Annotated in this window: 24 protein-coding genes; 5 read left to right on the top strand and 19 right to left on the bottom strand. The window is 43.3% G+C overall.

Going from position 1 to position 23,962, the window contains the following annotated elements:
- Nucleotides 1-13 precede the first annotated feature (13 nt).
- The 9 genes from JOC54_RS14420 to JOC54_RS14380 form a co-directional block, all read right to left on the bottom strand.
- Entirely contained in the window at nucleotides 14-931 is a 918-nt protein-coding gene (locus JOC54_RS14420; RefSeq protein ID WP_204466879.1) for a Ppx/GppA phosphatase family protein, read from the bottom strand.
- A gap of 16 nt (nucleotides 932-947) precedes the next feature.
- Entirely contained in the window at nucleotides 948-1,745 is a 798-nt protein-coding gene (gene phnE, locus JOC54_RS14415) for a phosphonate ABC transporter, permease protein PhnE (protein ID WP_239586741.1), read from the bottom strand.
- On the bottom strand, nucleotides 1,742-2,512 hold the full coding sequence (gene phnC, locus JOC54_RS14410) for a phosphonate ABC transporter ATP-binding protein (protein WP_204466878.1): 771 nt from the start codon (nucleotides 2,510-2,512) through the stop codon (nucleotides 1,742-1,744). The genes phnE and phnC overlap by 4 nt, the downstream gene beginning before the upstream one ends.
- Complete coding sequence (locus JOC54_RS14405; RefSeq protein ID WP_204466877.1) at nucleotides 2,512-3,414, bottom strand: PhnD/SsuA/transferrin family substrate-binding protein; 903 nt, start codon at nucleotides 3,412-3,414, stop codon at nucleotides 2,512-2,514. Before JOC54_RS14405 ends, phnC begins: the two co-directional genes overlap by 1 nt.
- Before the next feature lie 182 nt (nucleotides 3,415-3,596).
- Nucleotides 3,597-4,457 carry a mechanosensitive ion channel family protein gene (locus tag JOC54_RS14400; RefSeq protein ID WP_035440487.1) on the bottom strand — a complete coding sequence of 287 codons (861 nt, stop codon included), beginning with the start codon at nucleotides 4,455-4,457 and terminating at the stop codon, nucleotides 3,597-3,599.
- Between the two features lie 22 nt (nucleotides 4,458-4,479).
- Nucleotides 4,480-5,331 (bottom strand): GAF domain-containing protein, encoded by an 852-nt coding sequence (locus JOC54_RS14395; RefSeq protein ID WP_035421137.1) that lies wholly within the window; start codon nucleotides 5,329-5,331, stop codon nucleotides 4,480-4,482.
- Between the two features lie 165 nt (nucleotides 5,332-5,496).
- Nucleotides 5,497-6,213: a purine-nucleoside phosphorylase gene (deoD, locus tag JOC54_RS14390; protein WP_204466876.1), complete on the bottom strand. Its 717-nt coding sequence runs from the start codon at nucleotides 6,211-6,213 to the stop codon at nucleotides 5,497-5,499.
- Between the two features lie 564 nt (nucleotides 6,214-6,777).
- Nucleotides 6,778-7,755 carry a ring-cleaving dioxygenase gene (locus JOC54_RS14385; RefSeq protein ID WP_204466875.1) on the bottom strand — a complete coding sequence of 326 codons (978 nt, stop codon included), beginning with the start codon at nucleotides 7,753-7,755 and terminating at the stop codon, nucleotides 6,778-6,780.
- A gap of 163 nt (nucleotides 7,756-7,918) precedes the next feature.
- Entirely contained in the window at nucleotides 7,919-9,772 is a 1,854-nt protein-coding gene (locus JOC54_RS14380; protein ID WP_204466874.1) for a UbiD family decarboxylase, read from the bottom strand.
- 182 nt (nucleotides 9,773-9,954) lie between these two features.
- Here JOC54_RS14380 and JOC54_RS14375 point away from each other — a divergent pair, with 182 nt between their 5' ends.
- Nucleotides 9,955-10,365 (top strand): hypothetical protein, encoded by a 411-nt coding sequence (locus tag JOC54_RS14375; protein WP_204466873.1) that lies wholly within the window; start codon nucleotides 9,955-9,957, stop codon nucleotides 10,363-10,365.
- Nucleotides 10,366-10,477: 112 nt separating this feature from the next.
- On the opposite strand, the gene JOC54_RS14370 is transcribed toward JOC54_RS14375, so the two are convergent.
- From JOC54_RS14370 to JOC54_RS14345, 6 genes are all read right to left on the bottom strand, one after another.
- Nucleotides 10,478-12,424: an FtsX-like permease family protein gene (locus JOC54_RS14370; RefSeq protein ID WP_204466872.1), complete on the bottom strand. Its 1,947-nt coding sequence runs from the start codon at nucleotides 12,422-12,424 to the stop codon at nucleotides 10,478-10,480.
- Nucleotides 12,421-13,176, bottom strand: a complete 756-nt coding sequence (locus JOC54_RS14365) for an ABC transporter ATP-binding protein (RefSeq protein WP_035421134.1) — start codon at nucleotides 13,174-13,176, stop codon at nucleotides 12,421-12,423. The genes JOC54_RS14370 and JOC54_RS14365 overlap by 4 nt, the downstream gene beginning before the upstream one ends.
- Nucleotides 13,177-13,294: 118 nt before the next feature.
- The gene (locus JOC54_RS14360) at nucleotides 13,295-14,299 is read right to left on the bottom strand and encodes a sensor histidine kinase (protein WP_204466871.1); all 1,005 of its coding nucleotides are present in this window, start codon (nucleotides 14,297-14,299) and stop codon (nucleotides 13,295-13,297) included.
- Nucleotides 14,296-14,991: a response regulator transcription factor gene (locus JOC54_RS14355; RefSeq protein WP_035421133.1), complete on the bottom strand. Its 696-nt coding sequence runs from the start codon at nucleotides 14,989-14,991 to the stop codon at nucleotides 14,296-14,298. Before JOC54_RS14355 ends, JOC54_RS14360 begins: the two co-directional genes overlap by 4 nt.
- Nucleotides 14,992-15,122: 131 nt before the next feature.
- On the bottom strand, nucleotides 15,123-15,764 hold the full coding sequence (locus tag JOC54_RS14350) for a 3-oxoacid CoA-transferase subunit B (RefSeq protein ID WP_204466870.1): 642 nt from the start codon (nucleotides 15,762-15,764) through the stop codon (nucleotides 15,123-15,125).
- A 1-nt stretch (nucleotide 15,765) separates the two neighbouring features.
- Complete coding sequence (locus JOC54_RS14345) at nucleotides 15,766-16,473, bottom strand: CoA transferase subunit A (RefSeq protein ID WP_035421132.1); 708 nt, start codon at nucleotides 16,471-16,473, stop codon at nucleotides 15,766-15,768.
- 163 nt (nucleotides 16,474-16,636) lie between these two features.
- Here JOC54_RS14345 and JOC54_RS14340 point away from each other — a divergent pair, with 163 nt between their 5' ends.
- Nucleotides 16,637-17,242 carry a DUF6944 family repetitive protein gene (locus tag JOC54_RS14340; protein WP_204466869.1) on the top strand — a complete coding sequence of 202 codons (606 nt, stop codon included), beginning with the start codon at nucleotides 16,637-16,639 and terminating at the stop codon, nucleotides 17,240-17,242.
- Here the strand turns inward: JOC54_RS14340 and JOC54_RS14335 are convergent.
- The gene (locus tag JOC54_RS14335; RefSeq protein WP_204466868.1) at nucleotides 17,214-18,188 is read right to left on the bottom strand and encodes a sodium:calcium antiporter; all 975 of its coding nucleotides are present in this window, start codon (nucleotides 18,186-18,188) and stop codon (nucleotides 17,214-17,216) included. The two genes, JOC54_RS14340 and JOC54_RS14335, sit on opposite strands and share 29 nt — an antisense overlap.
- A gap of 138 nt (nucleotides 18,189-18,326) precedes the next feature.
- Between JOC54_RS14335 and JOC54_RS14330 the strand changes: the two genes are divergently transcribed.
- From JOC54_RS14330 to JOC54_RS14320, 3 genes are all read left to right on the top strand, one after another.
- On the top strand, nucleotides 18,327-20,138 hold the full coding sequence (locus tag JOC54_RS14330; RefSeq protein ID WP_204466867.1) for a prenyltransferase/squalene oxidase repeat-containing protein: 1,812 nt from the start codon (nucleotides 18,327-18,329) through the stop codon (nucleotides 20,136-20,138).
- A 70-nt stretch (nucleotides 20,139-20,208) separates the two neighbouring features.
- Nucleotides 20,209-20,493 (top strand): hypothetical protein, encoded by a 285-nt coding sequence (locus JOC54_RS14325; RefSeq protein WP_035419506.1) that lies wholly within the window; start codon nucleotides 20,209-20,211, stop codon nucleotides 20,491-20,493.
- A 289-nt stretch (nucleotides 20,494-20,782) separates the two neighbouring features.
- A complete protein-coding gene (locus tag JOC54_RS14320; protein WP_437183549.1) occupies nucleotides 20,783-22,057 on the top strand; it encodes a histidine--tRNA ligase in 1,275 nt (424 codons plus the stop codon).
- 33 nt (nucleotides 22,058-22,090) lie between these two features.
- Here the strand turns inward: JOC54_RS14320 and JOC54_RS14315 are convergent, their stop codons facing one another.
- From JOC54_RS14315 to JOC54_RS14305, 3 genes are read right to left on the bottom strand one after another with little or no spacing between them, the layout of a single operon-like run.
- Entirely contained in the window at nucleotides 22,091-22,774 is a 684-nt protein-coding gene (locus tag JOC54_RS14315; RefSeq protein WP_204466865.1) for a transaldolase family protein, read from the bottom strand.
- A gap of 16 nt (nucleotides 22,775-22,790) precedes the next feature.
- Nucleotides 22,791-23,573 carry a sorbitol-6-phosphate dehydrogenase gene (gene srlD / locus JOC54_RS14310; protein ID WP_204466864.1) on the bottom strand — a complete coding sequence of 261 codons (783 nt, stop codon included), beginning with the start codon at nucleotides 23,571-23,573 and terminating at the stop codon, nucleotides 22,791-22,793.
- Nucleotides 23,574-23,592: 19 nt separating this feature from the next.
- Nucleotides 23,593-23,949 carry a PTS glucitol/sorbitol transporter subunit IIA gene (locus JOC54_RS14305; protein WP_204466863.1) on the bottom strand — a complete coding sequence of 119 codons (357 nt, stop codon included), beginning with the start codon at nucleotides 23,947-23,949 and terminating at the stop codon, nucleotides 23,593-23,595.
- Between the last annotated feature and the right edge of the window lie 13 nt (nucleotides 23,950-23,962).

The raw sequence follows: 23,962 nt of genomic DNA, 5'->3' as shown, positions 1-23,962 counted from the left end.
GAACGGCACCTGGTTACGTAAAACTTACGCTCGAGGTGCCGTTCAGAATTGATCTAGCTTTTTTATTTTTTTCATTTAGGGCAGCAATGACACCTTCCGTAATTGTCAGCCGATGAAACGCAATTTTAGAAACGTGAAACACATCTAACACAGCAAGCAACGGTAGGATTCCACCCTTGAATGATGCAATTCGATGTTTCGGAATCCATTTTAACGTGACAAATTCCTCTTCTGCTTTTTCTAACAGCTCGTAAAGCTGCTGCTTAAAGAAATCGTTCGAAAATGTTTGATCGCCCGCAATATCCTTTAAAAAATGATGAGATCCACCGATTGTGACTAACGTAGTCGTTCGCTTTGTATGTACACTGTTTAAAACGATTTCTTCTTTTAACTGCTCCACAAACAATCGCCAGTCTCGCTCTTTTTGATTGAAATAATCATTGCTTAATGTCAATGCCCCAAAGGGATAGCTGCGAAGAGATGCAGGGCTTGATTGAGACACAACCGTTAACTCTGTACTAGCACCACCTGTATCTAATATAATGCCAGCCTCCAGTTTTTCTTTTTGTTGCAGAGCAAGGTATCCAAGCAAAGCTTCCAGATTCCCTGAGAGAATATGAATCGATGAATGCATCTTTTCTTTAATCGTCTTTACGATCTCCGCTTGGTTTAAGGCGAGGCGCAAGGCACCGGTCGCAAAGACAAATGATCCGCGGCACCCGTAAGCGTCTTCCACTTTTTTAAACTGCTGCAGGCCCCAAATCACTTTCTTTACCGCTGCCTCTTTGAGAAATCGTTCTACAGTGAGATGTCTTGCTAGATGGACCTGCGTCTTCTTTTTCGCCACCACGCACCATACGTCATTCTTTCTCCTGCAAATGGTACATTTCATGGAGTTGGAGCCAATTTCAATGATTGAAACATAGTGCATAAGCGCTCCTCCTCCGCTAAATAAGTCGTTTACGGATGCGCTGTGAAACTTGTTCAACAGCAATGACCACAACCAAGATTAGAATAATGATCATTAGCGCTTCGTCAAATCGTCGTAGCGTCATTGATGTCGAGAGTTCGACGCCAATTCCACCCGCACCAACAAGACCTAGAATTACCGCTGATCGTACGGCTTTTTCCACGCTAAAAAGGCTTGTACCGACAAATGAAGCAAATCCAATCGGCAAGATTGCCCCTGACATCACGCCAAGCTTGGAGCCTCCCGTTGATTCAAGCGCCTCTGACGGCCCCTTCTCAATTTCTTCAATCCGCTCTGAAAAAAAGCGAGCACAGAAACCAATTGTATCAACGGTAATCGTTAGTATCCCAGCTAAAGGACCAAGCCCAATTGAGATGACAAAGATTAACGCCCAAACAAGATCAGGAATGGTGCGAAGAACAGAGACAAACCCTTTTGTTGCATAACCAACAAGCGGATGAATTGTTGTGTTCGCAGATGCTAACAAAGCGACCGGTAAAGAGATAATGACGCCAAAAACGGTTCCCACTAGGGCAATCTGAAAGGTCTCATACATCGCTGCTGAAATTGATGAGAATCGAGATGGGTCAGGTGGAAAAGCAGTAGAAATGAAATGAATCATGTTCACAAATCCTGTTGAAAGCCGATCGATCGAGACCCCACCGTGCTGAATTCCCATAATAAACAGCGTCAAGAAGACTAGCCAGCCGAACCATGCAAGCAAAGGCGGACGCTTAAAACGAGGAGGCATATGCGCATTTTGTCGTTCAGTCATGATACACCCTCCTCTTTTTCATCAATATCATAAAGCCATGATAGTTGACGCTGATCAATCTTCCCTACTGGGGCATCGAGCACTTTTTCACCTTGTTTTAAAGCAATGATTCGATCGCCAAACTCCAACGCAGCATCGAGCTGATGTAGAATGCAAATCATCGTCATCCCTTTGTTTGAGGCAATCTTAGTTAACAACGCCATAATTTCCTTACCGGCTTTCGGATCAAGGCTTGCAATCGGCTCATCGGCAAGAATAATGGACGGTCGCTGCATGAGCATCCTTGCAATCGCAACCCGCTGTTTCTGGCCGCCCGACAATGCATCTGCTCGACGCCCTGCTAAATGGGCAAGACCGACTTGCTCTAAGCAGTCCATGGCTTCTTCTCTTAACTGACTTGTAGCAAAGGGGGCGAGCACTTGCACAAATGTGGCTGTGCGCCCCATAGCGCCAAATAAAACATTCTGCATAACAGATAGGTTGTATATAAGATTAAAGTGCTGAAACACAATTCCCATCTGTTTGCGGTATGTCCGCAATGTCCGTTTATTCAAACTTGGGAGATTAACACCCTCAACGAAAACCTGACCCTCAGTCGGCTGCTCAAACTGGCTCATGCAGCGGAATAAGGTCGATTTTCCCGACCCGTTATGCCCAAGAAGAACGACTTTCTCCCCTGCTTGTATGTTAAAATCAATTCCTCTAAGAGCCGTTACTCCATTCTCATAAGTTTTTGCTAAGCGTTCGACTGAGATGACTGCCCCCATCAATCAAGCTCCATTCCAAGTACGCGATACGCTTCACGCATGGAATCATAGTCGGCATCTTCTGCATCAACAAACTGACCTTCTAAATACTTATCGTTCTCTCCCGTTTCTAAAATACTTGATAAGATTACATCTTGATTCTCAAGAATGGCCGCTGTTAGCTCTTCAACAAAACCGTCGTCTAATGCTGGAGAGGCAACAAATAAATCATTTGGCAGTGGCTCCCCCTCAGCCAACAAGCGGTATTTGCCTTCGCCATCCTCCTCTACCATTTGCTGATAATCTTTAATCCCAGTGGCAAGTACTTCCACATCATGATTTTTAAATGCTTCGATTCGCGCTCCATCAAGCAGTTGAATGGATACATCACGGTCAAGATCAAAACCAGCTTCAATTAAAATCTGGCTCGGTCCAATATGACCACTCGTTGAGCCAGCGTCCTTCATTGCAACCGTTGTTCCTTTTATATCTTCCAACGTTTGATACTCACTGTCTTCATGAACAATAATCGCTGCATGATAATCAGCTCGCTCAATCCCGACTATCGGTTCAGCACCTGGAACCACCGATTTAATTTGCGCATATTCAGACGGTCCAGCAAGGAGGACATCTACTTGATCGTATTCCAGTGCTGTCGCCCCAATAATGCGGTCATTAACAGCAAAAAATTCTATCTCAATATCGAGAACTTCTTCTAACGCATCTTTAAATGGACCAAACTCGCGCTGCAATTCTTCCAGTCCTTCTAAACCTGTATCAGCAAACCGCAATGTTTCCGGCCAGTTTTCTCGTTCATTCGTTTCGCTTCCCGCTCTATCCCCTTCAGCGGTTGCTTCATTCGTTCCTTGCCCACATCCAACTAATAAAAACGACAATCCTGCAAACAGAAAAATCTTTTTCATCTCTTTCACTCCTTATGTAAGTTGTTACCTCTAACATAAACAAAGAATGTTAAGTGACGTTGCAGCTGAGGTTAAACTATCATAAAGTTTGTAAAAAGGTTGTATTGTTTGTAAATGATTACTCAAAAAAAAGCACGATAAGCTCGCTCTCGCTTATCGTACTTTTAACTACCAATATATTTTTAAGAAACACGTTCCTTCTGATGAACGGTTACTTGTTGATAAGGTACTTCAATGCCTTCTTCTGCAAATGTATCTAAGATCGCACGACGAATCTCACGCTCAACACTCCACTGCATTACTGGTTTAGAGAGGGCGATAACACGAATAACTGCACCGGACTCATTAAACTCCTGCACACCAAGCATATCTGGTTTTTCAATCATGTTGTCGTTTTTCTCAAAAACAGCTAAAGCCGCTTGTTGAATAAACGCTTGCGCCGTCTCAATATCCTGTTTATATGAAACGCGCATATCGACGACTGCATAGGAATTTTCCCGTGAGTAATTCTTTAAGTCTTCAATGTGACCATTAGGGATGATGTTCACTTCCCCGGTCCAATCCTGTATCTTCGTAACGCGCAGTCCAAATTCAATGACTGTGCCGGTATAATTTCCTGTTGTGATAAAGTCTCCAACGGAAAACTGATCTTCATAAAGAATAAAAAATCCAGTAATGACGTCGCGGACGACGTTCTGCGCTCCGAAACCAACTGCAAGACCGAGTACCCCGGCTCCGACAAGAACAGACGTTAACGAGAATCCAAGTTCATCCAATACGAGCAGAATTGCCACAAAGTAGATGATATTAGCGACAACGCTATGCAAAAGTGAAATTAACGTTTGGCTTCGTTGTTCCGACAGCTTGACATATTTCCCTTCACGTCTTTGCAACGACTTGCTAATGACTCTCTTTAATACTTTTAAAACGATGTTTGCCAATAGTAATATCACGGCAATTTTTATTACAGTGCCAATAACCGTTAACCAAAAACCTGTATCCGACAGCAATGCATACGTCGAATTCCATAAATCTTCAAACATAAGTACCTCCTACAACAATACGTTAATTCACTTCTTCCAGTACATATCCGACTTTAATTAAAGCCGCCTCAATCGTGTTTACGAACTCAACTTCAGAACGCACGAGTTGATCACGTATCTCATGATCATGCGCCAGCTCTACAGGAACTCCTGATAAGAGTACCTTTACACCCATTAACCTAAGGGCTGAAATGAGCTGATGAATTAAATTAGCAAACTCATTTTCACTGTACTTCACTTCCGATAAATCGATAACAAAATGATTGACGCGGTTCGTAACCGCATAGTCCATCGTATCTTCTAATATCTTTCTGCCACGTTTTTTGCCGATGTTTCCTTGCAAAGCCAAAATAGCCAATCCTGATCGAATCGGTATGATTGGCACACTTAGTAATTCAATGTCAGATGATGTTTCATCAAGCTCAATCATATAGGAGAGAATATCAGCCATTGTTTTGAGAAACGCTAAATCGTTATCGGTAAACTGCTTTTCTGATTTATCCATGACACATAGCGTTCCGAACAAATCACCTTGAATGCTGCGCAGTGTTACCCCCATAAAACCACGCACCTGCAGCTCCTTTGTTACGTCACGATCCTTTGTTAAATGGAACGTCATTAAATCGTCTACTTTTGCTTCCCCTTGCTCACTTTCTAGGACGTACTTACAGTTGGAATCTCTGTAATCAATTTCATAATCTTTCGGGACAATGTCTTCGCTTTCGTTATGCGAATTAACGACTGTCATTGACTGCTCGTTCTGCCTCGCAATATAGGCTGTGTTGACATTCAGTTCTCTTACGATAATCTCAAATAACTTGTTTGACACTTCAACGAGTGATTCATGGCTGTTGAATTGCTTTTTTTTCCCCATTCTTAAACCCCTTTGTTTTTGTTCTTAGTCCTTTTAAGACACTATTCGACCCATTTCTACAACCCCATGTCGTTCCGATACCCAATCTTAACGACACTTAAACCTCTTTTTTAAAAATAAAAAATCAGGGCACTCTTTTTAGGAGTCCCTGATTCTTTTCTTGCTTTATTCAGCTAAGTCTAACGCGATTTCCATCATCTTTGTAAATGAAGTTTCACGCTCATCAGAAGTCGTTTCTTCTTGTTTGTAAATATGATCACTGACAGTTAAGATACAAAGCGCGTTCACTCCAGCTTCAGCTGCGTTCATGTAAAGTGCTGCAGCTTCCATCTCAATTCCAAGAATGCCCATGCCACGCCATTTGTCATTTGCTTCTTTATCGGCGTTATAGAACGTATCGCTAGAAAGAATGTTCCCCACATGCACTGGGTAGCCTTTCGCGTCAGCAACTTGCTTCGCTTTTTCAAGCAACGAGTAAGATGCAATTGGCGCATAATGTCCAGGTAAATGGTATTGGCTGACATAGTTGGAGTTCGAAGAAGCACCCATTCCAATAATGATGTCATACAGATTTAAATCATCTTGTAACGCTCCACAAGAACCGATACGAATGAGGTTTTTTACGCCAAAGACGTGAATGAGTTCCCATGAATAGATACCCATGCTCGGCATTCCCATTCCTGAGCCCATTACGGAAATACGCTTTCCTTTATACGTTCCCGTGTAACCAAACATATTACGTACAGTATTGAATTGAGTAACGTCTTCTAAAAATGTATCTGCGATAAACTTAGCGCGCAGTGGGTCACCTGGTAATAAAACCGTTTCTGCGATCTCTTCACCTTTTGGATTAATGTGTGCGGTTTGTTTTACTTCTGACATGTTCAGTCTCCTTTACCTCATAAATTAACGATCGCCGTCTTAGTATGAAACCTTTTTACCTTTTCCATGAGTGGCGATTGTAAATGCCTTCTTGTCCATCATAAGTCAAAGCGGTTGTGAATCGCAATGAATTGCCTAGATTCTCTTAAAAAGTCTGATACTCAACTAAACGAATGGTCGTTATGAGAATCATTGAGCACACCCTCCTGTTAATACATCAAGCTACTGTTTCGATGTGCGCAGAGGTTGATTTCCAATCCAGGTGGAAGCTTGCCGCGGCGGAACGGCTGAGCCTTCGCAGTCTCAACACGCCCCTTTTTCCGCTAGCGTCACCGCCTTTCTTTCCAATCAACAATAAATTTGGGTGTACATCAGAAAAGGGACTAAAAAATCCGGTTCCTTTCGCGCTCTATTAACGACGATTATCTTTTCATACTTAGAAGCGAGAAATATCAATATATCTTCATTTCATATGTCGAAAACAATAGCAAAAAAAGTGCGGAAGGGTTATATCATACCCTTCCGCACTTTCTTAAATATAGGTTTTAAGAAACCCTCTTAACCTTATTCTTTAGTAAATGTTTTGTCGCTGCGCACCGTATCAATATGGCGCACGGCATCTTCAATATACTCGCGTTTTGGTTCTAAAAATGGCGGTAAAGAAAGCTTTTCTCCTAAGGTTTCGTATGGCTCATCGCCCATGAATCCTGGTCCATCTGTTGCGAATTCAAACAAGATTTGTGGAGACACGCGAGCATATAAGGATTCAAAGAAATGACGATCGACATAACCTGATGTCTGTAAGCCAACCGATGCCAAATGATTTGTCCATTCATCTAGAACAGCTCTGTCTTCTACGCGGAATGCGGCATGGTGAACTGTACCAAATCCTTGGCGCGCACGCGGTAAAACCATATTATGCTCAACCACAACTTGCGCTCCGTTTCCGCCTTCACCCATTTCATACAAGTAAGTTGAACCTTCATGTGCTACTTGTCTGAAATGAAGCACGTTCTCAAGCATTTGCTTAAAGAAGTCAACATTTGCGACGCGAATAAAGAGTGGCCCTAAGCCAGTAATTGCATGCTCTAATGGAATTGGTCCGTTTTGCCACGGAGTGCCCGACTCAACTCCAGTATTATTTTCATCTGAGATCAACTGATACTGCTGGTCGTCAAAATCAACGAATGACAATGTTTTTTTACCGAACAATTTTTTGACGCCAGTATGCTCTACTTCCAAGCGATCAAAGCGTTTCTCCCAGTAAGTAAGGGACTCATCTGTCGGTACGCGGAATGACGTTTTATAAATCTCATCTGTGCCATGGCTACCTTTTGGGATGCCTGGAAAATCGAAGAACGTCATATCCGTTCCTGCACTGCCCTTATCATCGGCAAAAAACAGATGGTACGTTTTAATATCATCTTGATTGACCGTTTTCTTTACTAATCGCATGCCAAGAACATGGGTAAAAAAGTCATAGTTTTTTTCTGCACTGCTTGTAATGGCCGTAACATGGTGGATTCCTTTTAATTCATTCATTAAAAAAACCTCCTCGAAATGGTATCTCGTTATTTATCTCTAATTCAATTATAACGAATTCGAGATAAATGTCAACCAGCTAGTTTACTCATTGTAGGATTCTATCCTATCGGCGTTTCTATACGAAAAAAACCGGACTGCATCGTTGCGCAGTCCGGTTATTTTATGGTGATTGCTCTTCATCAACCTCTGTAGCAGTCGGCGCGAAGATGCCACCCTCTTCAAAGAAATGATTGATGCGGGCCTCAACGGCTTCGTCTTCAATCAACGGTGGAGCATGATGTCCTTTTAATCGTGCATCAATAATGACCGCATCACAACCCCAGTGTTTATGCTCGATAAAGGAACCCACACCGTGAATGTCATGAGACGGATTGCTTCTCGTAAATGTCGCCCACAAGAAGTTCTCCTTCGATTCACTTACAAACGCACTGTCATCACAAAGCACAATTAGTGGGCAGCGCTCTAAATTGATTTCAGCCAATGCATCCGTTAAGATTTTCATTTCTGCTTGAATCTCTTCGTAGCTTGCAAAAGCGGTTGTTTCGATTGCGACAACACCAGGCATAACCAGTCGTGCATCTTGGATCACTTCAAGCTGCTTCATTCCTTGAGGTACTTGCTTGCACAAATCGCGCTTCTCGTCTCCATATGCCGCAAATACAACCTTACTTCCACTGTTTAAGCCTGTCCCACTGTAGTCGAGCGTATCAATGGTTGTGTTTGTCTGAAAGTGAAGATCTCTACGCAGATCAATCCGCTTTAAAATGTACTGAATAAAGGCTTCCTCATCATGCGTTGAAACAGGCTGATCCTCTTCGGCTGTTAAAAATAAATACTTCGCCAGACTAAGCTGACCAAATCCAAGAATGCGATTGCTAATTGTTAAAAGCTCAGTTGGCTTTTTTACTTTTTGATAAGGGAGATACCGTTCACTTCCAATCGCAAACAGCAAGGGATGAACACCAGCAGCATCGACGGCATGAACTTCTTTCACGCCCGGAAGCTCCTGCGTCACCGCGTCGCCCGTTAGCTCGTGAATGAGTGCTCCAAAGCTCGTATCTTCTTGCGGTGGGCGACCAACCACGGTAAACGGGTAAATCGCTCCTTTTCGGCCATAGACTTTGTGTACTTTTAGCACCGGAAATTCATGCGTTAAGCTGTAGTAGCCTAAATGATCCCCAAACGGTCCCTCAGGCTTAGTCTCATTCGGGTACAAATCACCCGTAATGACAAAATCAGCGTCATGGCTAACACAGTAACCGTCCACGTATCCATAGCGAAAGCGGCGATTGGCCAGCAGACCAGCAAACAGCATCTCGCTTAACCCTTCAGGAAGGGGCATCACGGCAGAAAGCGTATGCGCGGGTGGTCCACCGACAAAAATACTTACTTTTAACGGCTCTCCCTTTTTCGCTGCTTTCGTTTGATGCACACCAATTCCCCGTTGAATCTGGTAATGCATCCCCACTTCTTTGCCAACTTCATAGTCATTTCCGTTTAATTGAACACGGTACATGCCGAGGTTTGCGCCCATTAAACCGGGCTTATCCGGGTCTTCGGAATAGACTTGTGGCAGGGTAATGAAGGCTCCGCCGTCATCTGGCCAAGACTGAATGAACGGAATATCGGTAATCTCTATTTCCTCTAGCTTCGAGCCATTTAAACCGGACTTACGCATTGGTAAAGCCGCTAGAGCAGATAAGCCGTTACCGACATTTTTAAAGGGACTTTTCATTGCTTTCATCGGGTCGTCGCGCAAAGCAATAATGTTCTCAACCGTAGCCCAGTTTTTACGAAACATGAATTTGCTTCGCTCAATTGAACCAAAGAGATTGGCAACCGCAGGGTACTTTGAACCCTTTACATTCTCAAATAAAACCGCCGGTCCACCTTGCTGATAAACACGCCGTTGAATCGAAGCCATTTCTAAGTGAGGATCAACCTCTTCTTTAATGCGGACGAGGTGCCCGTGCTTTTCCAGATCAAGCACACATTCTTCTAAACTTTGATACATGGACTTACCTCCTACGTGTAGTTCTTCTTACATCTATTATGCTTGCATCATTTAAAAAGAGTCAAACGACAACCTTTTGCTGCTAAACGACGCACCATTAAACTTGATAAAGGATAATTATTTATTGTTTATCAATAATAAAAGGCGTATAATAGAAAAAAATTAAGAGATGAGGTTGATCTATGAGAGCGATGGTTTTTCGTCTATTGGTTGTTGCTTCATTTATTGTTCTTTCCGGTTGTGCAAATGGCCAACCAATCGAGTCAGATGCTCGAATCACGATTAAAAACGAAGCGTCTTTTCCTGTCTACGGTTTCTCCCTTCAGTTTGATGACCACAGTACAACTACTGTTAACGCGGATGGCTCTGCCTTAGCAAGCGGCGAAGAGATTAGCTTTGATTTCACCAAACAAGACATTCGGTTTGATCAAGAACAAGGCTTAGTTGTTTCGATCCTTATAGAAGAAAATGAACCGTATGAATTAGAGAACAGCTTTAGCCTCTTCCTTACTCAAGATGCGCACTTCATCTTTGAACTAACTGGGTCTACTGTGGAAGACGCTTCGCTCCGGCTGCAGTCAGATAGCGAATAAGAAGGCCTAGACCAGTAAAAAGACGATGGATCCTGATTAGGTTCCATCGTCTTTACATTACGTCAATCTGGAGACACTGAAGCAGTTTTTTCGCATAAAAACGGCTTGGTTATCACAACGATTCTCGAATAATTTTTTTGGAATGAGCAACTGACAGAATCGCAAAGACAGAATAAAGCGCCGTATATAATCCCATCACAATCAGCATTGGAATGTGCATCTCCGCTCCAAAGAAAAACCAGCCAGAACGAACGGCAAAGTAGCTATGCAACAGTCCAATTATGAGCGGTATCCCAAAGTTGTACAATTGACGCACTTGAATCCCTTTTAACAAGTCCATTTGAGAGAAGCCAAGCTTACGAAGAATCGTATAGTCAGGCTGATCCGCCTCACTTTCATCCATTTGTTTAATATATAAGATGCAGCCAGACGTAAAGAGGAAGGCCAAGCCTAAAAAGCCAACAACAAACATCAGCAGACCAATGGTTTCTTTTTGATCTGTAAAGTATTCTAACTGTGAGTTAGCCATACTTTCATACGGACCTAATTCAGCGAATAACGCAGTCGCTTGTGAAAGATCTTGTTCATCACTCAGTTGAATCGCATAATCGACCTGCGGCGTCTCAACTTCCGCTAATAGCTCTTGGAAAAGCCCGTTGTCTACAACGAGAATTGGCAATCCTCCGCTTGCAAATGTATAGGATACAAGTCCCTCATCCTTCAAACCTGTATAGTCGAGCTCAATTTGTTCGTTTTCAACCGTGAATCGCACTGTACCTTCATCCTGGAACGTCAGCATCGATCCGAGAACGGCATTCATACCTGTTAAATAAGCTGAGCCTGGCTCAACGTCTTCAGCCAGATGGTGGCTATCGCTAACAACTGGTGTGACCGTATTCTCGTAGTCGCCAAAAAACTGATTGCCTTCATCAACAAGGACGTCGGAGAGATCGAGATTCAGCTCAATCACTTCTAAATCATGCGATTGATAAGAAATTCCTTCTTCGTCTAATCCAGTCTGCAGCGCGTTTCGCTCTTCTTCATCTGCAAAAGAAAAATGGTGCGGTACATACTGTTTCGCCGATTCCTCAGCCGAGTAATAGCCGATATAGCTCAGTGACAGCAGACCGATCGCTAGAGCAGAGATCGTTGTAATGATCGTTAGGAGAAGGGAGCTTGATTTCATATTAAACATAATTGAAGACAAGGAAAGCACTTGCTTTACCGGCATGTAGCCAGCCTGTTTTTTTCGAATCAGCTTAGCAATAAATGAAACGGATCCTCTGTAGAATAAATACGTTCCAACAATAACAGATCCTAATACAAACAGCATCGTTAGGAGCATGGCAAAGACCCCAAGATACTGAGACGTCGAACTCATAAACGATTCACTGAACATAACTGAAGAAATAAAATAGCCCGCTCCAATGAGTCCAAGACCAAACAAGCCAATGATTATTTCCCAAATGGTTAACTTGCGCGCCCGGTTTTCCGTTTGTTTACGAAACTGAATCAGATTGAGAATGCTTCGTTTTCGTATAAATAAACTGTTCGCAATCATAACTAGCACGTAAATAATTAGAAAAACAACAACCGTTTGCCAGAGTGCGATTAACGAGAAATAGAGCGTTACCTCTTCTTCTATTCCAATAATCAGCAACAATAACATGGTCATTAATTTTGAGATTAAATAACCAAAGATCGTACCAGCTACAAGGGCTATTACATAGAGAATCGCACTTTCCACTCGAACCACTTTTGTCACTTCTTGCTTAGTCATACCGATCAGCTGGAGTAAGCCAAACTCCTGACTTCTCCGCTTCATGATTAGATTGTTCGCATACAACAGAAAGAATGCGAGTATGAAGAACAGCATCACTGATCCTGCCGTAATAGCTGGAGTCGCGCTCATCCGCTCTTCTACGACTCTCATTACCGGGTTATGACGCAGCGTTAAGAAGGAGAAGTAGAGCGCTACGCTTAATACGAGTGCAAATAAATAGATAAAATAATTTTTTCCCTGCTTCTTTACATTTTTTAAAGCGAGTGATTGATTCATTGGTGAACGCCACCTAAAACCGCTTGTGTTTTCATGATGTCTTTGAAAAACTCTTGGCGAGACTGAGTTCCCCTCGTTAAGCGGGTATAAATCTGTCCATCTTTAATAAATACAACGCTACTGCTGTAGCTGGCAGCCGCTGGGTCATGCGTAACCATCATGATCGTCGCCTGACGCTCTTTGTTCAATTGACTTAATGTTTCTAGTAAGCTTGATGCGCTTTTCGAATCCAAAGCCCCCGTCGGTTCATCTGCAAAGATTAAGCTCGGCTCATGAATAAATGCTCGCGCTGCCGACGTTCGCTGCTTCTGACCTCCTGACAATTCATTCGGGTATTTATTTGCTAGTTCAACAATGCCCAGCTGGGTGGCAATGGTTTCAAAGCGGGCATGAGCCTCTTTCTTGCTCACTTTCTGGATTGTTAATGGCAGCACAATGTTTTCTTTCACGGTAAGGGAGTCGAGCAGATTGTACTCTTGAAAAATAAAGCCAAGTTCTTTTTTGCGAAATTCAGCTAGTTGCTTTTCTTTTAAACTTGTAAGCTCCATCTCGTTAATAATGATTGATCCACTGCTTACATGATCAATCGTTGATAACACGTTTAGCAACGTTGTTTTTCCTGAACCAGAAGCACCCATAATGCTGACAAAATCAGCCCGGTCAATTAACAAATCAATTCCTTTTAACACTTCTTGTTTGTTCCACTTGTTTCCGTAAGCTTTTCGAAGCTTGTTTGCCTGTAAAATCATAATTTCCCACTCCTCTTAAGTCCTGCTTCCTGTTTATTGTTCCTTACAACAAGTATAAGAGTGCTCCTCGTCAATCTCCTTCTATTGTGCGAACAAAACGGCAAAGCATGTGACATCTTTGTCACATGCTTTGTACAGAACTAAACGAATTGCGATTCGGGAAAACAAGCGTTATCGTTGTTCCCCGTTTAACTTCAGACTCAATGAGCAGCTCCATATGCAAAGCTTCAGCCACCTTATCCGCCAAATACAAACCCATTCCACTTGCTGCTTGTTCTTGATGATGGGTTGTTGAGGTAAAGCCTTTTTCCTTAATCCGGATTAAATCTTTTGCTTCAATGCCAATTCCCTCATCCTGAATCGTTACGACTACCTGCCCATTGAGTTCAGATGAGCGAATAACGATTTCCCCTTGACTGCTATACTTAATGGCATTGGATAGAATCTGCCTCAACAGAAAAGAGAGCCACTTTGCATCACTTGTCACCTTTTCCTCGACCAAGTCTAATTGAATGCCAATTCCTTTTTGGACACACCAAGTTTGAAACGACTTAATTTCTGTATGAAGCAATGAAAGTAAGTCTACAGTCTCTATAAACAAATCATTTTCAATAAAAGCCATCCGTTTTTGGTAGAGTTGTTGATCGAGCAGCAAATGAATTCGCATCCATTCATAATGAATCGTTTCTCGCAACTGTCTGTCCTCTAGGCGATCAATCACAAGCCCCATTGTTGTCAGCGGCGTTTTTACTTCATGAATCCACGCCAGCAGTTCGTCCTTCTCATTGTCCATTAAACGTTCTTTTTCCATATATCTTTTTACCAATACCGTCCGTTGATCAGACATGGTCCCAGCAACAATATCCTCGAACGGCGAATGGCTGTGCGGTAATTGAAGTAAGTCGTCGCTTTGGTTTATATCCTTAAGCGCTTCATAATATGCCGTCTCTTTCCGATAGCGAAAAACAAGAAACAGCAAGAAACAAACCGCCGTTAACAACAGTGGATAGAGAATACTTCTAAAAGGCAACGTAGTATCCAAGTACCCTACGAGCAAAATAACTCCGTGAATAAAAAAGACAAAGCCAATCCAACTCAGTCGTTCTTTTAAAAACGTACCGATCATCCGTGTTCTCCTTCCACAGCGATATAACCTTGTCCAACCTTCGTTTCAATATACTGGCCAAGATCGAGCTTCATCAACTGTTTGCGCAGACGGTTCACATTCACCGTTAATGTGTTATCACTAATAAAACGTTTATCATCCCACAGCTCTTTAATTAAATCATCACGACTGACAATTTTGTTTTTTCGTTCGAGTAGCTGTTTTAAGATAAACATTTCGTTTTTAGTCAGCTCAACAGACTGCTCGTTATACGTAACAAGGTTTTGCTCAACATCGACCGTAGCGCCTTGCCATGTTCGAATGATGTTGCCGCTATCCGCTTGATTGTAGTTATACGTCCGCCTTAACGTTGCTTGAATCTTCGCAATAAGAACATCCAAGTGAAACGGTTTTTGGATAAAATCATCTGCCCCAAGCTGCATCGCCATCACATGGTCGGTGGGGTGGTCTCTTGAAGACAGGAAGAGTATTGGAACACTAGAATGAGCGCGAATCATTCTACACCAATGAAAACCATCAAACATCGGTAGCTGCACATCTATTAAAACAAGATCAGGCGCCGTGCTTGCATAGGTTTCCATTACCTTACTCCAGTCATCTATCCCGTATACAGCATAATTCCACTGATTTAACTGTTGTTTCATTTCTTGGAAAAGCGATTGATCGTCTTCTATTAACAGCAGTTTAAACAGCTAGACCACTTCCTTTCATTCAGATCGAGCTTTTCTTTTAGCTTAATATGGTTATGTTTGGAATGCAAATGCCTGCAGAACAACGCAAAAAAAGCCAGAACAACGAGTCTGCTTTGGCTTTCACCTCTTTGCTACACATCTAACCCAACACGAAACTTGGCCTCAGTTGCTTGCTTGACTTGATCAAGCAAGACGCCTTCTTGCAGGCCAATAAGCGTCATTTGACCATCAACAAATTCAAACACAGCCAAATCGGTAATTAATAAATCCACGACCGCTTTTCCTGTTAACGGTAAGGTACAGGCCGCTTTTACTTTGGATTCTCCATGCTTATTCGTATGGTCCATAATGACAACGGTCTTTTTAGCACCTTGGACGAGGTCCATCGCTCCACCCATGCCCTTGACCATTTTTCCAGGAATCATCCAGTTGGCTAGATCGCCCGTTTCGGAAACTTCCATACCCCCGAGAATCGCTAAATCAATGTGACCACCGCGGATCATCGCAAAGGATTCTGCACTGTCAAAGTAAGACGCACCAGTCGTTGCCGTTACCGTTTCTTTTCCGGCATTAATTAAATCAGGGTCAATCTCTTCTTCAGTTGGATAGCGACCAATGCCGAGCAAGCCATTCTCAGACTGCAGCATAACATGCACATCAGTTGGAATCATATTGGCGATGAGCGTCGGCATACCGATGCCTAAATTAACGCACATTCCGTCCTTCACTTCCTGCACCGCCCGCGCCAAGATGCGCTGTCTTGATTCTTTCATCTTAAGCGCCTCCTTTCACTTCAGCTACCGTCCGTCGTTCAATCCGCTTTTCAAATGCCTCTCCAACAAACACATGCTGCACGTAGACACCAGACAGATGAATCTCATCGGGTCCAAGTTCACCAAGCTCCACGAGCTCTTCTACTTCAACGATCGTTCGCTTTCCAGCCATCGCTGCTAATGGGTTGAAGTTGCGGGACGTTTTTCGGAAAACAAGATTTCCAAACGGATCAGCTTTCCATGCTTTAACGAGAGCAACATCCCCAACAATGCCCCGCTCCATGATATAGCGTTTCCCGTCAAATTCTTTCTCCTCTTTCCCTTCAGCAACCGGCGTGTCTACACCTGTTGCTGTATAAAAAGCGGGAATACCTGCTCCACCTGCCCGCAGACGCTCGGCAAGCGTTCCTTGAGGCACAAGCTCCACCTCGAGTTCTCCACTTAGAAACTGTTGTTCAAAGCGCTTATTTTCTCCGACATAGGAGGAAACCATTTTTTTTATTTGCTTGTCTTCAAGCAGTAAGCCAAGTCCAAAATCATCTACACCACAATTGTTACTGACGACCGTTAAGTCCTTTACGCCTTTTTCCTTTACCGCTGCAATAAAATGTTCTGGAATCCCACACAGTCCGAATCCACCAACAACTAGCGTCGAACCGTTTGAAATATGTTCCATCACATCTGCAGTAGAAGCGATTACTTTGTTCATGTAACTCCATCTCCTTTGCACAAAAATCAATCAATAAAACGCTTACATTTATCTTATCAATCTTATCGCTATTTTTCCAATTTAGCTAATAAAGATTAGGCGTACATCACTCCCTTTTCATGAATAAGATGGTCAACAGCCTATCTGAAAAGGAGTGATGACTATGGCAACTGCATTTAAAGGTTTATCCGGTGCTTGGATTCAAGCAGCCGGGACAATCGTTGCTGCCATAGCCGATACTCCATCAGAAGCAATCACCGAAGCGCAGACCGATTCACTTGGATTATGGGGAAATGTCCTGCAAGCAACCGGTAATGGGTTAATGGCTGATAGCAATGAACCAGGCTCGCTTAATCAAGCAGGCAACGCCATTCAAGCAGGCGGTAATACGATTATTGTCGGCGCCCTTGTGCTTCCAATTAATGAAGACTTGGAACAAAATTTGACGATAAAAGGAAACTTAGTTCAGGCGGTTGGCGGTTCCGTCTGCTTTAATGAAGATTTAAAGGAAGACGTCAGCATCGCTGCACTATACGGCTTGTCCGGTGACTTTCTTCAAGTCGTTGGCAACTCGATTCAAGCACTCGCAGCCATCCTTGATTTTGAAATTGACGGACACGAAGAGCTTGTGAATGCCGTTGGTAGCTGGATTCAGGCAACTGGTGCAGTCCTTTCCGCTTTAAGTGAAACAAAGAGCCTCCAAGATCAGCCCCCATTAGAAGCTGATTCGCTAAACCCTATTAAATCGAACCAAACAAATAAAGCATAATCATGGTTGCTGTATAGCCGATGACAACAAGCAACGACGGCAGCCAAGTGAACCGTTTGATTTTTTGGTTTTTCCACGTTCCGATGAGCACTACCGTTGTTAACAAAATTAACGCAGCGATAGATATCCAATTGATCTGGCTCGCGTCTCGGAGCAGTACAGCGTCTCTGTAAAATCCATCGGCAACTGCAAGGAGAATTAAGTTAAACATATTGCTGCCAAGCACAACGCCAAGAGCCGCATTAAATTGATTACGTTTTAAAGCAAGGTAAACAACTGACACTTCCGGTAAGGATGTCGCTCCTGCTATGAGCAAACTTCCTACAAATGATTGGCCCAGCCCAGTTTGAATGGCAATTTGGTCCCCAATAATGGTCAAAAATGACCCTGCTGCTAAAATAAGTAAAGCGGCAATAGCAAACCGCGTGATGCCTGCTTTCAACGACATCTGCACTTCTTTCTCTGAAACCGGTTCATCTGGTAATTTATCTTTCTTATTTAAGTAATACAAACCACCAAAGTAAAACGCAACGATAAATAAAGAATCAAGTCCAACGCCAAATACGTTTGCAGACGACTGAATCAAAAATGCCACAGCAACAATAATGGCTAATAATAGGCCTAGTAGTCCTGGCATAAACGACTTGTCTGAAATGTGGACGTACATTCTTTTTTTCCGAAACCACAGATCCAACACAGCTAATATGAATAAATTGAACAAGTTGCTTCCTAACACATTCCCTACAGCTAAATCTGGACTGCGAATTAACCCTGAGGTAACGCTCGTTGTAACCTCTGGAAGCGACGTCGCCCCCGCCACCAGCACTGCCCCGACAAAAAAACCGGTCATCCCTGTTCGTAATTGAATAACCTCAGCGTATCCAGAAAGCTTTACCGCACTTATGACGGTAACGGCTGCTAATAAAAGAAAACCAATATAAATCATTTCTGTTCATCACCTTATTCCTTCATAAATAGGTCTGTCCAATAGGTGTAACCCCTGTCCGCTAGTACCCTTTGTTCATAGGATGTGCAAGAAGCGTTTGTTTCACGCTTGTACGAATCACTTTATTGGAGGAGGGTTATGGAGCTAAACCACCAACTATCGCTAAAGCACGCTGCTTTATTAACAAAACTGCATTCAATGCAGCAAGAGGATGGGTCCTATCATTTCTGCTTTGAATCAGGGGCTATGACGGATGCCCATATGCTCTTATTGCTTTATGCATTTGATGAGGACAAACCACTGCAAAAGCAGTTACAGCACCGCTTAATCCGTACTCAATCAACCGCTGGTCATTGGAAACAGTACGACGATGACCACGGCCATCTGTCTTCAACAATTGAAGCTTATACAGCACTTTATGTATCTGGTGCATTAAAAAAAGAAGATGAACGGCTTCAAGCTGCTGCGAGCTTTATTCGTCAAAACGGCGGTCTGGAAAAGGCACATGTCTCAACAAAAGCATTGCTTGCCCTGTACCATTTATACCCATGGCCCAGCTTTTTTCCATTACCGTTATTTTTACTAAAAGCTCCAGCTTGGCTATCATTTAGCTTTCAACGGCTTAGTTCATATGTACGGACGCACTTTGCATCCCTGTTAATTCTTGGACATACGCGCTATACAATTAAATTACCATCTGATTGTACCCTTTTTCATCTCTATCAAACAAACAAGTACAAGAAATTGCAGCAGCAAAAACCATACGCTTCAAAGAGTTCAACAACAAAACCATTTAAAAAAGCAGAGCATTATCTACTGGACCATATGGAAGACGACGGTACACTGCATAGCTATGCAAGCGCGACGTTCTTAATGGTCTACGCCCTGCTCGCACTTGGTTATCGCAAAGATGCACCGCTTATTAAACAGGCCATAACCGGTTTAAAATCTCATCTTTTTTTTGATCAAACGAACCAAGACGTTCACTTGCAGAACTCGCCTTCATCGGTTTGGGACACGGCTTTACTAACGTATGCGATGCAGGAGCGTAATTCTGAACAAAGCACCAGCTCAATTAACCGCTCAGCTACTTTCATTTTAAAACGCCAACAACAGAGCGGTGGCTGGGGATTCTCGACAAGTAACTCGTTTCACCCCGATGTCGATGACACACAGGCTGCACTTCGTGTGCTGACGCCGCTTGTTTCTTCAGATCACCAAGCGGCGATTGCCTGGCGCAAAGGACTACATTGGCTCCTGCATAGACAAAACCGAGATGGCGGCTGGGCGGCATTTGAGAAAAACAGCTCTGCTCATTTGCCCATTCCGCTTCAGAATGCATCGGACACCATTGTTGATCCATCAGCCGCCGATCTAACCGGTCGAACGTTGGAATTTCTCGGCAGCCATGCGCGGTTAACGACAGCTCACCCTGGCGTTAAACAAGGCGTTCAGTGGTTAATAGAAACCCAACAAAAAGACGGGAGCTGGCTCGGTCGCTGGGGTATTGCCTATCTTTATGGAACTTGGGCTGCCGTCACTGGAATGCACGCGGTTGGCATCTCTGCCGATCATTTATCGATGCAAAAAGCAAGACAGTGGCTTGAACAAAACAGCCTCACGGACGGGGGCTGGGGCGAGTCGTGCCAAAGCGATGTCGCAAAACGCTTCATTCCCCTGCACACATCAACCGTCGTTCACACGGCTTGGGCATTGGATGCACTTGTTTCTCTTTACCCTTTTCCGACTGAGCAAATGAAATACGCAGCAAAACAGCTGCTCCTTTGGCTAGACGAGGAAGGCATTCGTACCGCCTACCCGACTGGAGGTGGGTTACCTGGTCAGTTCTATATTCACTACCACAGCTATCGGTACTGCTGGCCACTCTTAGTTATCAGCCGTTATTTAAACAAATACACGCTAAGTGAGGAAGATGCCCTGTCCATGTGAGCAGACGAGGCATATAGTGTAGCAACACAATCGTGTTAGTTCAAAAACAGATCGTTCGAAAGGAGTTCCCATGTCTACTATTGACCCACGCCTTATGCAAACATTTCGTTCGAAAATGAAGCATCCAAAACATTTCCACAATGTTTGTCAGATTCTTTTTCGTCAACGTCGACAAGATTTAAAACACTACGGAAAATGCTGCTCGATGATTGATGAATTGTCGCAGTGTTTAAATGTACCTGTATCCCCTAAGCAACGTGACCAGCATGCTCAGTGGTTAATGAATTGCTGTGTTGACCCGCAAAATAAAAACCACCGTCGTGATATGTGGCAAATGGTTAGCGGACGTCGCTAACAACCGTGCGCAATGCATCTCCTTGATGCATTGTGTTTTTATTTGCACTTGTCTATTAATAAGAAATCGCTTATGATACTGTTTAACAAATTCGTTACCCATACATGAGGTGGGCATATGCCAATCCAACTACAACCGAACCAACTACATCATCTGAACTAGTCTTGCTATTCAATTTTTTAATTGACATAGGAAGGCTATTTCTCATAAATCGCATTGATTAAAGCACTCTTTAATCGATGCGATTTTTTTGTATCAAAAAAACTGGGAGGAATTAGAAATGAAAAAGATGCGCTATCAAAATGTAAAAGGAACCGAGGATTTTCTACCTGAAAGAGAATTCATTCGCAGAAAGGTACGACGGACACTTGAAGATGTCTTTATTCAATATGGGTACCAGCCACTTGAAACACCGATTTTAAACTATACGAGTTTGCTTGCCTCTAAATACGGGGGCGGCGCAGAAATTCTAGAAGAGATGTATCAGCTTTCCGACCGTGGCGAACGCGATCTTGCCCTGCGCTATGACCTGACCGTCCCGTTCACTAAAGTCATCGCGCTTAACCCAGCCATCCGCATGCCGTTCAAACGCTATGAAATCGGCAAAGTCTTCCGTGATGGACCGATAAAAAAAGGTCGTCTGCGCGAATTCACGCAGTGTGATGTTGATTGCGTAGGCGTGTCCTCGCAAATGGCCGAAGCCGAGCTAATGACAATGTCCCAAGACGCCTGCACGCGCCTAGGGCTTGATGTGACAATTCAATACAATAACCGCAAGCTATTAACCGGTATTCTGCTCTCCTTCTCGATTAAGCCAGAAGAAACAAGCGCGGTTATTTTAACGCTTGATAAGCTTGAGAAGATTGGCGTAAAAGCCGTTGCTGACGAACTACTTGAGAAAGGACTTCCGGCTGCGTCAGTTGTGCAAATTACCGAGTTCCTTACCGCTGCAGATAAGCGCACACCAAAATCGCTTGCTGCCTTTACCGAAACGAATGAACTAATTCGTGAAGGCCTGGCTGAACTTGATGAGCTTCAATCCTACTTAAGCTATTTATCGCTAGATACGACCTGCCTGTTTAACCCGTTTCTAGCACGTGGACTTGATTTTTACACAAATACGGTGTACGAAATCTTTTTAAACAAAAATACGTTCACCTCAAGCCTCGGCAGTGGCGGGCGCTATGACCAGGCAATTGCCGGCTTAATGGAGGCGGACCAGGCATTCGGCACAATTGGCATTTCGTTTGGCTTAGATGCAATCTTTGCCGCACTCGACTTACAAACAAAACCAGTTAAGGGTGAGACCGATATCTGCATTATTCCACTCCAGACAGAAAAGCAATCTTTACTACTAGCTCAAGACTTACGCAAACAAGGCTTATCCGTTGAATTAAACATGAAGCCAAGCAAATTAAGCAAAGCCCTCGACCGAGCAAATAAAGACAACATCCCCCGCGTCATTGTCTTAGGCGAAGCAGAGGTACAGCAAAACGCCTATACGATTAAAACGATGGCAACCGGGGAGGAAGAGCGGGTTGTGTATGACTTTCGGCGTGAATGAAAAAAAGGGCTGTGCAGGGCACAGTCCTTCCTGTTAATTTGAATACATCGTTTTGTCAGCTCCGAATGCTCGACTGAAATCACTCTTAAATTGATGAATTGCTTCATCTGTTCCATGATGATCTAATAGTTTTTCCAATAAATCGGCTGAAACGGTAGCTTCGTGAACCCCTGCAAGCATGGCTTCTTCTAACTGGCGCAAATTCTTAAAGCTTGCAGCGAGGATACGGGTTGGTAGACCGTCTGCATCAAACAACTGCCTTACACGCTTTAATACATCAACACTATTGCCATGCTGCTGATCAATGCGGTTCACGTACGGTGCTACAAAGCTAGCACCTGCCTTCGCTGCCCAAAAAGCTTGTTGCACCGTAAAAATTCCTGTTGCTGTTACTTTTACACCTTGTTCCGCAACACGCGTAATGGCACTCATGCCAGCTGTAGAAACTGGAATTTTAATGATAACGTCACGCGCAAATGCCTGCTTTATTCGTTCAGCTTCAGCAACCATATCGTCAGTACGCTCACTGATGAGTTGGATATGAAGCGATTGGCTTTGCGTAAGAACATCATCTAGCTGCTGTAGCTGTTTTTCAGCTGAGACATGTGAATTTTTTGCTAGAATGCTTGGATTTGTTGTCACTCCTGCGAGAGGTAACCATTCAGCTAACGATTGGTACGTTTTTGCATTTGCGTCATCCATCAGTAGTTTAAACATCATTTACCTCCTCTTCTTAGAACATTACTTGACCACCTGTGACATTAATCGATTGTCCCGTCATGTAAGAAGCTTGTTCTGAGCTATAAAAAACAATCGCGTTCGCCACATCCTCATACGTACAGCCACGCTTCATTGGTACTTTATCAGTATAAACTTGTTCCACTTCACCTTCATCAATACCAAGTTTTTTCGCATAAGACGGTATTAAACTTTGAAACATCGGTGAAGAAAGAAGGTTTCCAGGCATAATGGCGTTCACGCGTATATTGTGTTCCGCTAAATCAAGTGCAAGACTTTGCGTCAAGCCCACTCCTCCAAATTTTGATGCGGAGTATGCCGCATTATGCTTGCTTCCTACTTTACCTGACTTCGAGTTGATTTGAATAATATTGCCGCTATTTTGCTCAATCATCCATTTACTCGCCTCTCGGGCACAAAGAAAATACCCAGTTAAATTTACATCAAGAGACAGTTCCCAATCAGCTTTAGAAAATGAATCAATCTTCGTACTTCGAGCAACTCCAGCATTATAGACAAGCAGGTCAATTGATCCAAACGCTTCTTTAGCTGCTGTCATTAATGCAGCTACTTCTGATTCATTCGTTGTATTAAAGCCAAATCCTAATGTCGGATTACCTGTTTCTGCTGAGATGGTTTCTGCGACTGATTTTGCTTTGTCTTCTTGTAGATCAGCAACAACCACCTTGTATCCCTCTTGGCTTAAACGCAGACTAATGTGCTCTCCTAAATTCTGTGCACCGCCAGCTACAATTGCTGTTTTCTCTCTATTATTCATATACTCTCCACTCCTCTAGCTACCTTTTAATTGTAATGGTATGTCCTTCTTCAATATGTGGAAAATCTCCAGCTTCAACAGAAAGCGTCCCTGGCAGTTCTGCTACTTCAGCTCCATCGGCTTTAATCGTAATATGGCCAAGCGACTGGAGGTTTTTATCAACCGCATCTCCAACTGCTGTAATCGTGAATGATGTTCCAGCAATCGACAGCACGTCGCCTGGTTGAATGGTGCCCTCAAGCTTATTTTCTTCATGCAGAACACAGAACTCAGCAAGCTCTTCTGGTGCGTTGTTTTTAAACAAAATAATCATATTCTCTTCAAGAAATTCCCCCGCATTCGGGCCCATCTTTGTAACCGTTGTTTGATAAATCATATGTTGTTCCTCC

Source organism: Shouchella xiaoxiensis (assembly GCF_016907895.1).
Classification (GTDB): Bacteria; Bacillota; Bacilli; order Bacillales; family Bacillaceae_D; genus Shouchella; species Shouchella xiaoxiensis.
This window is presented reverse-complemented; position numbering and strand designations above follow the sequence as displayed.

Excerpts from the sequence above, each read along its gene's own strand:
- JOC54_RS14360 (WP_204466871.1), bottom strand. The coding sequence starts at position 14,299 with ATGATCGGTACGTTTTTAAAAGAACGACTGAGTTGGATTGGCTTTGTC.
- JOC54_RS14340 (WP_204466869.1), top strand. The coding sequence starts at position 16,637 with ATGGCAACTGCATTTAAAGGTTTATCCGGTGCTTGGATTCAAGCAGCC.
- phnE (WP_239586741.1), bottom strand. The coding sequence starts at position 1,745 with ATGACTGAACGACAAAATGCGCATATGCCTCCTCGTTTTAAGCGTCCG.
- JOC54_RS14385 (WP_204466875.1), bottom strand. The coding sequence starts at position 7,755 with ATGAATGAATTAAAAGGAATCCACCATGTTACGGCCATTACAAGCAGT.
- JOC54_RS14320 (WP_437183549.1), top strand. The coding sequence starts at position 20,783 with ATGCGCTATCAAAATGTAAAAGGAACCGAGGATTTTCTACCTGAAAGA.
- JOC54_RS14400 (WP_035440487.1), bottom strand. The coding sequence starts at position 4,457 with ATGTTTGAAGATTTATGGAATTCGACGTATGCATTGCTGTCGGATACA.
- JOC54_RS14395 (WP_035421137.1), bottom strand. The coding sequence starts at position 5,331 with ATGGGGAAAAAAAAGCAATTCAACAGCCATGAATCACTCGTTGAAGTG.
- JOC54_RS14330 (WP_204466867.1), top strand. The coding sequence starts at position 18,327 with ATGGAGCTAAACCACCAACTATCGCTAAAGCACGCTGCTTTATTAACA.
- JOC54_RS14375 (WP_204466873.1), top strand. The coding sequence starts at position 9,955 with ATGAGAGCGATGGTTTTTCGTCTATTGGTTGTTGCTTCATTTATTGTT.
- JOC54_RS14405 (WP_204466877.1), bottom strand. The coding sequence starts at position 3,414 with ATGAAAAAGATTTTTCTGTTTGCAGGATTGTCGTTTTTATTAGTTGGA.
- JOC54_RS14350 (WP_204466870.1), bottom strand. The coding sequence starts at position 15,764 with ATGAAAGAATCAAGACAGCGCATCTTGGCGCGGGCGGTGCAGGAAGTG.
- deoD (WP_204466876.1), bottom strand. The coding sequence starts at position 6,213 with ATGTCAGAAGTAAAACAAACCGCACACATTAATCCAAAAGGTGAAGAG.
- srlD (WP_204466864.1), bottom strand. The coding sequence starts at position 23,573 with ATGAATAATAGAGAGAAAACAGCAATTGTAGCTGGCGGTGCACAGAAT.
- JOC54_RS14325 (WP_035419506.1), top strand. The coding sequence starts at position 20,209 with ATGTCTACTATTGACCCACGCCTTATGCAAACATTTCGTTCGAAAATG.
- JOC54_RS14335 (WP_204466868.1), bottom strand. The coding sequence starts at position 18,188 with ATGATTTATATTGGTTTTCTTTTATTAGCAGCCGTTACCGTCATAAGT.
- JOC54_RS14345 (WP_035421132.1), bottom strand. The coding sequence starts at position 16,473 with ATGAACAAAGTAATCGCTTCTACTGCAGATGTGATGGAACATATTTCA.
- JOC54_RS14370 (WP_204466872.1), bottom strand. The coding sequence starts at position 12,424 with ATGAATCAATCACTCGCTTTAAAAAATGTAAAGAAGCAGGGAAAAAAT.
- phnC (WP_204466878.1), bottom strand. The coding sequence starts at position 2,512 with ATGGGGGCAGTCATCTCAGTCGAACGCTTAGCAAAAACTTATGAGAAT.
- JOC54_RS14305 (WP_204466863.1), bottom strand. The coding sequence starts at position 23,949 with ATGATTTATCAAACAACGGTTACAAAGATGGGCCCGAATGCGGGGGAA.
- JOC54_RS14315 (WP_204466865.1), bottom strand. The coding sequence starts at position 22,774 with ATGTTTAAACTACTGATGGATGACGCAAATGCAAAAACGTACCAATCG.
- JOC54_RS14380 (WP_204466874.1), bottom strand. The coding sequence starts at position 9,772 with ATGTATCAAAGTTTAGAAGAATGTGTGCTTGATCTGGAAAAGCACGGG.
- JOC54_RS14420 (WP_204466879.1), bottom strand. The coding sequence starts at position 931 with ATGCACTATGTTTCAATCATTGAAATTGGCTCCAACTCCATGAAATGT.